9 protein-coding genes and 1 riboswitch are annotated in these 11352 nt (G+C 70.4%); of the genes, 6 read left to right on the forward strand and 3 right to left on the reverse strand.

Features of this window, described 5'->3' with window-relative positions; translation table 11 throughout:
- Window positions 1–68: 68 nt before the first annotated feature.
- A complete protein-coding gene (locus tag ACWC1K_RS09485) occupies window positions 69–1010 on the reverse strand; it encodes a M56 family metallopeptidase (protein WP_450829865.1) in 942 nt (313 codons plus the stop codon).
- A 210-nt stretch (window positions 1011–1220) separates the two neighbouring features.
- Window positions 1221–2450, reverse strand: a complete 1230-nt coding sequence (gene fahA / locus ACWC1K_RS09490; protein WP_450829866.1) for a fumarylacetoacetase — start codon at window positions 2448–2450, stop codon at window positions 1221–1223.
- Window positions 2451–2692: 242 nt separating this feature from the next.
- Between fahA and ACWC1K_RS09495 the strand changes: the two genes are divergently transcribed.
- From ACWC1K_RS09495 to ACWC1K_RS09505, 3 genes are all read left to right on the forward strand, one after another.
- Window positions 2693–3961 carry a carboxylate--amine ligase gene (locus tag ACWC1K_RS09495; protein ID WP_450829868.1) on the forward strand — a complete coding sequence of 423 codons (1269 nt, stop codon included), beginning with the start codon at window positions 2693–2695 and terminating at the stop codon, window positions 3959–3961.
- A gap of 67 nt (window positions 3962–4028) precedes the next feature.
- Window positions 4029–5231: an FAD-dependent oxidoreductase gene (locus ACWC1K_RS09500; protein WP_450829870.1), complete on the forward strand. Its 1203-nt coding sequence runs from the start codon at window positions 4029–4031 to the stop codon at window positions 5229–5231.
- A gap of 134 nt (window positions 5232–5365) precedes the next feature.
- Window positions 5366–6208, forward strand: a complete 843-nt coding sequence (locus tag ACWC1K_RS09505; protein WP_450829872.1) for an HAD family hydrolase — start codon at window positions 5366–5368, stop codon at window positions 6206–6208.
- A 95-nt stretch (window positions 6209–6303) separates the two neighbouring features.
- On the opposite strand, the gene ACWC1K_RS09510 is transcribed toward ACWC1K_RS09505, so the two are convergent.
- Window positions 6304–6786, reverse strand: a complete 483-nt coding sequence (locus ACWC1K_RS09510; protein ID WP_450829874.1) for a transglycosylase SLT domain-containing protein — start codon at window positions 6784–6786, stop codon at window positions 6304–6306.
- Window positions 6787–6790: 4 nt separating this feature from the next.
- Window positions 6791–6961, reverse strand: a riboswitch (cyclic di-AMP (ydaO/yuaA leader).
- Between the two features lie 699 nt (window positions 6962–7660).
- Here ACWC1K_RS09510 and ACWC1K_RS09515 point away from each other — a divergent pair.
- From ACWC1K_RS09515 to ACWC1K_RS09525, 3 genes are all read left to right on the forward strand, one after another.
- The gene (locus tag ACWC1K_RS09515) at window positions 7661–8671 is read left to right on the forward strand and encodes a polyprenyl synthetase family protein (RefSeq protein ID WP_351462575.1); all 1011 of its coding nucleotides are present in this window, start codon (window positions 7661–7663) and stop codon (window positions 8669–8671) included.
- A 148-nt stretch (window positions 8672–8819) separates the two neighbouring features.
- Window positions 8820–9767, forward strand: a complete 948-nt coding sequence (locus tag ACWC1K_RS09520; RefSeq protein ID WP_450829876.1) for a CHRD domain-containing protein — start codon at window positions 8820–8822, stop codon at window positions 9765–9767.
- Window positions 9768–10021: 254 nt separating this feature from the next.
- Complete coding sequence (locus ACWC1K_RS09525; protein ID WP_450829877.1) at window positions 10022–11269, forward strand: LolA family protein; 1248 nt, start codon at window positions 10022–10024, stop codon at window positions 11267–11269.
- Window positions 11270–11352 lie beyond the last annotated feature (83 nt).

Consider the following 11352-nt stretch of genomic DNA (forward strand, 5'->3'; position numbering starts at 1 on the left):
TCCGCCCGGGGAAGAGTGACTCCAGCACCCCGCACTGCTCGGCCACGACCAGGGGCCCTGGACAGGGGTCACCCCAGCGCCGTCAACCCCGGCGCGAACGCGATCAGCAGCGGCAGCAACGGCACCAGCGCCGCCACCGTCGTCGTCAGCGCGCGGTGCCGGCGCCCGAGCCGCGGCGGCGGCTCCAGGAGGCGGTCGACGCGTTCCCCGAGGAGGCGGTGGCTGGAGGCGCAGGACAGCACGCCGCGGTGCTGGTTCAGCTCGATCAGGGCGAGCGCGGTGGTCAGATGGCCGCACCGGCGGGACGCCGTGTCGTCCGCGGCCAGCTCCACCAGCCGGTGCGTCTGCTCGCAGAAGTGGGCGAACAGCGGGATGCGCGGGAAGCCGGTGGCCAGCGCGCTCGACAGATGCAGCAGCCAGTCGTGGTGCGCCCGCGCATGATCGCGTTCATGCGTCAGGACCGCGTCGAGCTGGTGGTCGGTGAGCCGGTGCAGGGCGCCCGTGGTGACGACCAGCTGGGGCGGGTGGCCGGGCATCCACCAGGCGTCCGGGTACTCGTCCTCCAGCACCAGTAGTGGGCCGCGCGCCGCGCCCTCCAGTCCGGGGGGCAGCTCGGGGGCGCGTTCGCGCAGGTGAGCCCGGGTCTGTCCGCGGCGGCGGCGCGCCTCGACGAGTTCGCGGGCGAGCATCGCCGTCGTCCAGGCGGCGCCGCAGGCCAGCAGCAGGGTGAGGGCCGCGGACCAGGCGGGCGCGGCGGTCAGGTCGTACGCCGCGGTCACGGCCGGCGGCGCCGGCGCGAAGACGTGGTCGCGGAAGGTGTGGAAGACGGCGGCCGCGCCCAGCACGAGCGCCGTCAGACAGCACAGCAGGACGGTGGCGACCAGACACTGCCACACCCACAGCGCGACCACGGGCTCCCGCTCGGGCCACGCCGACCGCACCAGCGCACGCGGCACCGGCACGGCGGCCATCAGGGCGACGACGCTCAGCAGGAGCAGACAGACGGTCATGCCACGGTCTCCGGATCCTGGTCGGAGGAAGGGGCGGGGCCTTGGGATGGTGCGGCTCGGCGCACAAGGCGCCATCGCCAGTATGACGGCGAACGGCGCAGGAGTCAGGGGACGACGGCCGTCCCGTACGACACACCTCGTCCGTCTCGCACGTCTCGTACGACCATCCGCACGATCCGCACAGCCGCCGTCACGCCCCGCAACTTCCGCTCACTCCACCGGGCTTGCCACGATCCGGCCGCTCACCTCGCCGAGGCCCACGCGGGTCCCGCCCGGTCCGGGCGCCCACGCCGACAACGTCACCACGTCCCCGTCCTCCAGGAACGTCCGCTTGCCCTCGGGAAGTTCCAGCGGATCCCGCCCGTTCCAGGTCAGCTCCAGCAGCGACCCGCGCTGCCCGGGCTCCGGACCGCTGACCGTGCCCGACCCGTACAGGTCGCCGGTCCGCAGGGAGGCGCCGTTCACCGTCATGTGGGCCAGCTGCTGTGCGGCCGTCCAGTACATGGTGGAGAAGGGCGGCTCGGAGACGACGGAGCCGTTGATCGCGACGGAGATCCGCAGGTCGTACCCGCCGGGCCCGTTGCCCGAGTCGGCTGCGTCGTCGAGGTACGGCAGCAGCTCGTGGGTCCGCTCCGGCGGTGCCACCCGCGCGTCCTCCAGTGCGTCCAGCGGGGTGATCCACGCCGACACCGAGGTGGCGAAGGACTTGCCGAGGAACGGGCCGAGGGGGACGTACTCCCAGGCCTGGATGTCACGCGCGGACCAGTCGTTGAGCAGGCACAGCCCGAAGACGTGTTCCCGGAAGTCGCCGAGCGCCACCGGCCGCCCCTGCTGCGAGGGCACACCCACCACGAAACCGACCTCGGCCTCGATGTCGAGGCGGACGGACGGCCCGAAGACGGGCGCCGCGTCGGCGGGAGCCTTGCGCTGCCCGGACGGCCGTACGACGTCCGTGCCCGACACCACGACCGTGCCGGACCGCCCGTGGTAACCGATCGGGAGGTGCTTCCAGTTCGGCGTCAGCGAGTCGGCGGCGTCCGGGCGGAAGATCTGGCCGACATTCCGGGCGTGGTTCTCCGAGGCGTAGAAGTCGACGTAGTCCGCGACCTCGAAGGGGAGGTGGAGCGTCACCGACGCGAGCGGATGCAGGAAGGCCCCGACCGCCTCCTGGTGCGCCGGTACCGTCACCCACGCCGTCAGCGCGCGCCGTACGTCCGACCAGGTGGTGCGGCCCGCGGCGAGCAGCGGGTTCAGCGAGGGCTGCGCGAGCAGGGAGGCGTACGGCGACCCGAGCGCGCGCGCCGCCGCGCCCGCGTCCAGGACATGGTCGCCGAGCCGGACGCCGACGGTCCGCTCCGTCGAGCCGGCAGGGGAGAAGACGCCGTACGGAAGGTTGTGCGGACCGAAGGGATCGCCCTCGGGGACGTCGAAGGGGGGCATGGGGTGCTGCCTCACTCTCACTGTGTCGCGGACCGTCTGTCGTGTGCCACCTGCGCGAACCGTTATATGGCCGCTGGGTGGCCGCGCCACACGTTACGGCGGGGTTGCCAGTCCTGGGCAGTGTCTAAAGAGTTTGCAATGTCCGAATTGGGCTTGTCGGACGTGGCAATTCCGGCTTAGCGTCCTTTGGGGGACACGGACGGGGTGGGTCCGGTCCGTAGGGGGGACGCGTGGGGGGACCCGTGGCCAGCAGCACACGCAGTGTGCCGTTCGCGGCCGATCGTGAAGTGCCCGGCCTGATCGTCAAGTTCGGCGACTACCCGCTGCACCACGGCGGTGTCGGTGCGATTCGCAGCCTGGGCCGCCTCGGCGTGCCGATGTATGCAATCACCGAGGACCGTTACACGCCCGCCGCCTCCTCCCGCTACCTCGAGAAAGCCTTCGTCTGGCCGACCACCGGCACGGAGGAACCCGCCCGTCTGGTGGAGGGCCTGCTGCGCATAGGGCGCCGCATCGGCCGCCCCGCCGTCCTCGTCCCCACCGACGAGGAGGCGGCGGTGCTGATCGCCGAGCACCAGGACGCACTCGCCGGCCGCTTCCTGTTCCCGCGGGTCGAGCCCGCCCTGCCCCGCCGCCTCGCGAGCAAGCAGGGCCTGCACGAACTGTGCATGGAACACGGCATCCCGAGCCCCACGGCCGCCTTCCCGCAGTCGTACGACGACATCGTCACATTCGCCGAGAAGGCCCGCTTCCCGGTGGTCGCCAAGAACCGTGAGGCGTTCGTACGGCGCAAACGGCCGGCGGTGAACGGCACCACGCGGATCTCCACTCCCGAGGGCCTGCTCCGCCTCGCCCGAGACTGGGGCGAGTGCCCCGGGGTGATCCTCCAGGAGTACCTGCCCAGGGAGGACGCCGAGGATTGGATCGTGCACGCCTACTTCGACCAGGACTCGACGCCGCTGGCCATGTTCACCGGCGTGAAGGTGCGCTCCTGGCCGCCGCACGCGGGCATGACGGCCAACGCGTACGTCGTCGACAACCCGGAACTCGCGGACATCGCCGCGCGTTTCATCAAGCAGATCGGCTTCACCGGCATCATCGACCTCGACCTGCGCTTCGACCGGCGCGACGGACAGTACAAACTCCTCGACTTCAACCCCCGCATGGGCGCCCAGTTCCGGCTCTTCGAGAACGAGTCGGGGGTGGACGTCGTCCGCGCCATGCATCTGGACCTGACCGGCCGCTCCGTCCCGGAGGGGGAACAGCGGGCCGGCCACCGGTACATCGTGGAGAACATCGACCTGCCCGCCCTGCTCGCCTACCGCCGCAGCGGCTATACGACGCCGCACGCACCGGCGCGCGCGAGCGGGACGGAGCTGGCCTGGCTCGCGGGTGACGACCCGCTGCCGTTCCTCACGATGCTCGCACGCTTCGTGCGGCCGGGCGCGAAGCACCTGTACCAGCTGTGGCGGACCAACCGCCGTGGCAACACCACCAGTTCGGGCGGCTAGCCGGCCGGTCGGCCGCCCGAGACGAACCACACGAAGTGACGAAGTGAGCGTCCTGGGGAGGGACTTCGTGATTCAACCGGTTGCAGTCATCGGCGCCGGGCCCTTCGGCCTGTCGACCGCCGCCCATCTCCGAGCACGCGGACTGCCGGTCCGCGTCTTCGGCGAGCCCATGGTCAGCTGGCGCGACCACATGCCCGCCGGAATGGTCCTCAAGTCGACCCCTGCCGCCTCCAGTCTGGACGCGCCGCAGCAGGGCCACACACTCGCCGACTACTGCGACGCCGCCGGCATCAGGCGGCTGGTGACGGATGAGGACATCATCCCCGTCGAGACCTTCATCTCCTACGGCGAGTGGTTCCAGCAGAAGCTGGTGCCCGAACTGGAGCGGGTGCGGGTGGTGTCGGTGGACCGGCACAAGGGTGGTGGCTTCGAACTCAAGCTGGACTCCGGTGAGTTGTTCACCGCCCGTGCGGTCGTCGTGGCGACCGGTCTGTCCGGCCTCGCGTACCTGCCGCCCGAACTGGCCACCGCCGCGGCGGACGGACCCACCCCCACGGGCCCGGTCTCCCACAGCTCCCAGCAGCACGACCTCACGCGCTACGCCGGCAAGGAACTGATCGTGATCGGCGCAGGCCAGTCCGCGCTGGAGACGGCGGCGCTGGCGGCGGAGGCGGGCGCACAGGTGCGGGTGGTCTCCCGTGGCCGCGGCCGGGTCGCCTTCGGCGCACCGCCGTGGAAGCAGCCGAAGCTGCGCCCCGAGTCGCCCTTCGGCCGCGCCTGGTCCCTGTGGGCCCTCAGCTACTACCCGCACCCCTACCGCTACCTGCCGGCCGAGACCCGCCACTACCTGGTCCGGCGCGTCCTCGGCCCGCTCGGCGCCTGGTGGCTGCGTGACCGCTTCGAGGGGAAGGTGCAGGTCAGCGAGGTCGACCGGATCGTGCGGGCGGACGCGGCCGACGGCTGCTCCAAGCTGACGGTGCGCACCCACGCGGGCCGCATCCAGGACATGTCCGCGGACCACGTCATCGCGGCCACCGGATACCGGGTCGACATCGCGGCCATGGACTTCCTCGGCCACGAACTGCGCACCCGTCTCGCGGTGAGCCGCGGCACACCCAAACTGGGCGCGGGATACGTCTCCTCGGTCCCCGGCCTGTACTTCACCGGCCTGCCGGCCGCGGCGTCGTACGGCCCGGTGATGCGTTTCGTGTGCGGTACCGAGTTCGCCTCCCCGAGGCTGGCCAAACACCTCGCGGCAGCGCACGGCTAGGCCGGGGCCGCCGGCCCCTGCCTGATGATGAAGAGCCACCAAGGATAAGGGAGTTGGGCGAGGGGCGGTGGGGCAACCAGCCGTCGTCCGGTTCGCGATGAGTCGGTGGGGCGTCCTGTCCGTATTCTCTGATCATGGCCGCACCCACCGCATATGCACTCATCGCCACCGACCTGGACGGCACGCTGCTCCGAGGCGACGACACGCTGTCCGACCGGTCCCTCGCCGCGCTCGCCCGGGTCGCCGGGGCCGGCGCCCGGCACCTCGTCGTGACGGGCCGGCCGGCCCCCAGGGTGCGGCCGCTCTTCGACCAACTGGGCGGCAGGGGGCTCGCGGTGTGCGGGCAGGGCGCGCAGGTGTACGACGTGGGCGCGGACCGTCTGCTGTGGTCCGTCACCCTGGACCGGGAGCTGGCCGAGACCGCCCTCGGCAAGATCGAGGCCGAGGTGGGTCAGGTGTACGCGGCTGTCGACCAGGACGGCGTCGAGGGACTCACGCTCATCGAACCGGGCTACCTGATGCCGCATCCGACGCTGCCGGCGGTTCGGGTCGACCGGCGCGACGACCTGTGGTGCGAACCCATCAGCAAGGTGCTGCTGCGCCATCCCGCCCTGTCCGACGACGAGTTGGCGGCGACGGCACGCTCGGTCGTCGGCTCGCTGGCCACCGTCACCATGTCGGGGCCGGGGACCGTCGAACTCCAGCCATGCGGCATCACCAAGGCGACGGGCCTCGCACTGGCCGCCGCACACCTGGGGCTCGGCCCTGAGCAGACGATCGCCTTCGGCGACATGCCCAACGACATCCCCATGTTCGACTGGGCCGCCCATGGCGTCGCCATGGCCAACGCCCACCCCGAACTCAAGGCGGTGGCCGACGAGATCACCCTGTCGAACGAGGACGACGGCATCGCCGTCGTCCTCGAGCGACTGTTCATCGAGTCCGGGGAGCTCGCCGCGGTTCGGGCCGCGCCCTGAAGGGGCGCGGGGCTGTATCTCTCTGCGGCTCCGCGGCCGGCCACGATGGTGCCGCAGAGGACCGACAGCCCACCGCGGCACTTCTGGCGCAACGCTCAGTACGCACCGAACACGTTGTCGATCGACCCGTACCGCGCGGCAGCGTACTTGCAGGCGGCCGTGATGTTCGCGATCGGGTCGAAGGGGTTCATCGCTGTGCCGGGCACGTGGTAGGCGAGGAACGTCGGGTCGATGACCTGCAGCAGCCCCTTGGACGGAGTGCCGGCGAGCGCGTTCGAGTCCCAGTTGTTGATGGCGGCCGGGTCGCCCGAGGACTCGCGGATGATGTTGCGGTAAATGCCGTTGTACGTCCCGGGGATTCCGTTCTGCTTCATGACCTGGAGGGCGCCCCGGATCCAGCCGTCGAGATTGTCGGCGTAACCCATCGACTTCACGTTGGCGACGGTCGGGGTGGCGGCGGACGCGGTGTTCGCCCCGATGAGCGGAAGGGCGAGAACGGCGGCGCCGGTACCGGCGACGGCGAGCTTGCGGGCGAGGCGGTTGCTTCTGGGACGGCGGTGCTGACCTGTTGCAGGCATGGCGGGATCCTCTCCGTCGCCTGCGAGGTGAGCTGTCGGGTTCGGGCGGGGAGATGCCCGGCCGCGCAGCCTTACGGCGACGCGGCTTCACCCCTAGCCGCACCGGGATGCCCGGTCCGGCGGCCTACCTGGTTCCCCCGCTCCTGCCGTGCGAGTGAGTCGGTCGATGGTCGTGCCCGGGCGGCGGCAGGATTCGGCGTCCACCCGACAGGCCGGGAACGTATGCGAGAGCACATGGCGGGAACAAGTGTCGGGCTCACAGGGCATGCCTATTGACCTTGGTCTGAGGCTTATGGGGCGCTTGATCCTTTGCGGTTGCCAAGCCTCAACTCGCGTACGGGGGTGGGGAAGCAGCGGGGGAATCGTCACCGCGCGCCCGTCGTGCCGTGTGAGTCAAGTCACCGGCGTCCGCAAGAAGCGGCAAAAAGGGCAATGACCCCAACTCATAGTCAATCAGCCGCCCACCGCCTCATTGGAGGGCGAAAGCGGAACCTGTCGTGTGGTGCACGTCGTTGTCATGACGGTCGCCCGTCGAGCACCCCGGGCCGGGATCCGGAGGTCCTCGTGAGTCGTTTCGTGGGGGAAGGATGTTTCGGGCTCGCGCAAACGAGGGACGCGCCGAGCGGCGCGCCGGGAACGGGCCGGGGACGCTCCGAGAGGCGGGTCGGCCGACACCCCGATAGACAAGTCGAGAGATATCCGTTCTTATCGGTTGATCAAAAACATACCGGTCGTGATCCGATACCGCCCGGGCTGGACGGGTGGGTGGCATCGGTGATCGAAAGGTGACCGGATACGCTGACTTGAGTGATGTCAGCGACCTATCGACAAACCGTGTAACCGCCAGTAGACACCAGCAGACAGGAGACCCCTCGTGACCGTCGTCGGGCCGTTCGGGCTGAGCGTGCGGGACCAGGCTCTGGAAGCCGATGTCCAGGCCGGATTGGCGGCCGTCGAGGAAGGTTTGCTCGAAGCCACCAAGAGTGAGGTGCCCTTCATCACGGAGGCCGCCCAGCACCTGGTGCGGGCGGGCGGGAAGCGGTTCCGCCCGCTGCTCGTGATGCTCGCCGCCCAGTTCGGTGATCCGTATGCGCCGGGGGTCGTGCCGTCGGCCGTGGTGGTGGAGCTGACCCATCTGGCGACGCTGTACCACGACGACGTGATGGACGAGGCCGCCGTGCGGCGCGGCGTCGACAGCGCCAACACCCGCTGGGGCAACTCGGTGGCGGTTCTCACCGGCGACTTCCTGTTCGCGCGCGCCTCGCACATCCTCGCCGACCTCGGGCCCGAGGCGGTCCGGGTCCAGGCCGAGGCGTTCGAGCGCCTGGTCACGGGGCAGATCCTGGAGACGGCGGGGCCGCAGGACGGCCGGGACCCGGTCGACCACTACCTGGACGTGCTCGGCGGCAAGACGGGTTCGCTGGTGGCCGTGTCGTGCCGCTTCGGGGCGATGATGTCGGGCGCCGACGAGACGGTCGTGGACGTGCTGACGCAGTACGGGGAGCGGCTGGGAGTCGCCTTCCAGCTGGCGGACGACGTACTGGACATCGCCTCCGAGTCGCGCGAGTCCGGGAAGACGCCCGGGACCGACCTCCGCGAGGGGGTCCCCACCCTTCCGGTGCTGCGACTGCGGGAGCGGGCGGCCCGGCTGGGGCTCGCCGAGGACATCGCCTTGTGCGAGCTGCTGGACTCCGACCTGAGCGACGACGCGCGGCACGCCGAGGCGCTCGCCGGGCTGCGTGAGCATCCCGCGCTGGAGCAGGCGCGCCGGGACACGGTGCGGTACGCGGAGGACGCGCGAGCGGCGCTGGCCCCGCTGCCGGAGTGCGATGCGAAGCTGGCGCTGATGGAGATGTGCGACGCCGTGGTTCATCGGGCCGGCTGAGCTGCCGCTCCGACCTGCGTCTTCGAGTGCTGTGACGCACGTCACAGATCTGGACTGAGTCCAGAATGAGATCGCTTCCGTAGTCCTCCCCAGAAGGCCGACGCAGGGGGTGTCGGCCGGTCTACGGGGAGAAAACAGCATCATGGGCATGAACACGACGTTCTCGAAGCGCCGTAAGAGCCTGATGGCGACAGCCGCCGCGGTGGCCGCCGCAGGGGGGATCGCCACCGCGGTGATCCCGGCCCACGCCGCCGGAGGGACCCTGTCCGGCGACACCGGGGGAACCGTTCTTGCCGCCAGTCTGCGAGGGGCCAACGAGGTTCCCGTGGCGGGCGGTCCGGCCGTCGGCGACAAGGACGGCGCCGCGCTCGAGTTCATCAAGGTGCAGGACGACAAGGTGTCCGTCGCCGTGACCTGGCGCGGCACCGGCAAACCGACCATGCTCCACATCCACCAGGGCGCCCGGGGGACCAATGGCGGCGTCAAGGTCGACTTCACCGACCTGCTGAAGAACAGCAAGCGCCACAGCGTCACCGGCACCGTCGAGGTCAAGGACGCCGGGCTGCTCGCCGCTCTCAAGTCCGACCCCGGTTCGTTCTACGCCAACCTGCACACCACCGAGTTCCCCGGTGGAGCCGTCCGCGGCCAGCTCCACAAGGTCACCGTCGCCGCCTTCGACTTCCGTGACGCCCTGCACAACTTCCAGGCGTCCGTGATCAAGGGCAAGCAGATCTACGAGTGCAAGCCGGCCACCGGCGGCGGCTACGCCTTCGCCCAGCGGGACGTCGGCGCCCTGCTCGGCGGCGGCATCCGGCACTCCTTCGTCGCCCCCAACTCCGGTACGCCGCAGTGGGTCGCGCCGGACGGAAGCGCGGTGACCGGGGCCGTCCTGGCCAAGACGCCCAACGGGGACGGCAACATCCCCGAGCTCGACCTCAAGGCCACCCAGGCCGGCAAGCACCACGGTCTGCTCGCGAACACCGCCGAGATCCTGCGGCTCAACACGGTGGGCGGAGTGGCTCCGGCCGGCTCCTGCACGCCGGGCGCGATCGTAGGAGTCCCGTACCGGGCGGACTACGTCTTCCTGCAGAACTGACGGGAGCTCACCCAGGGCGGCGTCTTCCCCCTGCGACCCCTACGGGTCGGGGCAGGCGCCGCCCTGTCGCGTCATACCCCAGGTGTACATGGAGTTGGCCCCCGGGGCTGACGCTTCCTCCTGGCCGATTTGGTGAGATGGAAACCACGGAAATCACCACTGATCACCGATTCGGGTGAGAATGGCGGCTCGGGGTGGACAACAGAAACACGCGAGTTGGACAAGCCGCCGCCGACGACGGAGGTAGCGCACACATGGCACCGTACGAATCCGACGACAGTACGACCGCCGGGGAGGCCGACGACCTGCGCGCGGGTCGCCGCAAGGCCGCGCGGTACGTCGTCCCGGTCGCGGTGGTGGGGGTGGCGGCGGCGACCATCGGGCTCGTCCCGGCGCTCGCCGACTCCGGTGACCCCGACCTGCCGAAGATCAGCGCGCAGCAACTCATCGACAAGATCGCCAAGTCGGACGTGCAGCAGCTGTCCGGCACGGTGAAGATCACCACCGACCTGGGGCTGCCGGACCTCGGCGGTCTCGAGAGCAGTCTGACGTCCGGCGCCGGGAGGTCGGGCGACGGCTCCTCCGCCGACCCGAGCTCCAAGCTCACGGAGCTCGCCACCGGCACGCACACCCTGCGCGTCGCGGCCGACGGCCAGGACAGGCAGAAGCTGTCCCTGCTGGAGAACGCGGCCGAATACAGCATCATCCACAACGGCAAGGACGTCTGGGGCTACGACAGCCAGTCGAACGAGGTCTACCACTCGACCGCCCCGGCCGGCGCGGACAAGCAACAGAAGGAAGACGTCCCCGCCACGCCCCAGGACCTCACCAAGGACGCCCTGAAGTCGGTCGACTCCACCACCTCGGTGACCGTGGAGGGGACCGCCCAGGTCGCGGGCCGTGACGCGTACCGGCTGGTCATCAAGCCGAAGCAGTCCGGTTCGACGGTCGGTCAGATCACCGTGGCCGTGGACTCGAAGACCGGGCTGCCGCTGAAGTTCACCCTGACCCCGGCGAGCGGCGGAGCCGCCGTGATCGATGCCGGTTTCACCCAGGTCAGCTTCGCCAAGCCGAGCGCCTCGACCTTCGACTTCACCCCGCCCAAGGGGGCGAAGGTCACCGAGGACAAGCAGGGCGACCACGCGAAGGGCCACTTCGAGGGCGGCCCGAAGGGCGACCACAAGGCCGGCAAGTTCCCGGGCAAGCCCGGCAAACCGGACGAGGGCCTCGGCAAGGGCCCCGACGGACTGAACGTCCTGGGCAAGGGCTGGACCTCCATCGCCACCTTCGACACCGGCGGCAAGGGCATCCCGTCCGGCTCCGAGGTCGGCGGGAACTTCGGCGGGTTCCTCGATTCGCTCGGCGACAAGGTCTCCGGCAAGTTCGGCTCGGGCACGGTCTTCAAGACCCGCCTGATCAACGCCCTGATCACCGACAAGGGCAAGGTCTACGTCGGCGCGGTGAACAAGGACGCACTGGTCAGGGCGGCGAACGCGGGCTGAGCGCAGCGCCCCGGAAGGGGCGCGAGGCTGTATCGGCATGCGGCTTCGCCGCGATGGGCGCTTGGCCGGGAACCTTGCGCGGT

The sequence above is a fragment of the Streptomyces sp. NPDC001492 genome (assembly GCF_053597275.1).